Annotated in this window: 1 protein-coding gene; it reads left to right on the forward strand. The window is 66.5% G+C overall.

What is annotated here, in order from left to right; all coding sequences use genetic code 11:
• A partial coding sequence (locus tag JUK32_RS28590) for an efflux RND transporter permease subunit (protein ID WP_204136938.1) occupies nt 1–230 on the forward strand: 230 nt, incomplete at both ends.

The following is a 230-nucleotide window of genomic DNA, read 5'->3' on the forward strand; positions in this document are numbered from 1 at the left end:
ACCCTGGCCATTGAAGTAGACAGCGGCCTGGAGAGCACCGAGCAGATTCGCCAGATCCCAATTCGCACCCAGGACGGACAGTTTACTCGCCTAGGCGACATTGCCCAGGTGCGTCGGGGGGTGCGCGACCCGCTGATTAACCTGGCGCTGGTCGGGGGCAAGCCCGCGGTGGTGGTGGGGGCGATGATGCAGTCGGGGCAGCGCATTGACCAGTGGGGGGCCAGCGCCCA

Source organism: Halomicronema sp. CCY15110, from assembly GCF_016888165.1.
Taxonomy (GTDB): Bacteria; Cyanobacteriota; Cyanobacteriia; order Phormidesmidales; family Phormidesmidaceae; genus Halomicronema.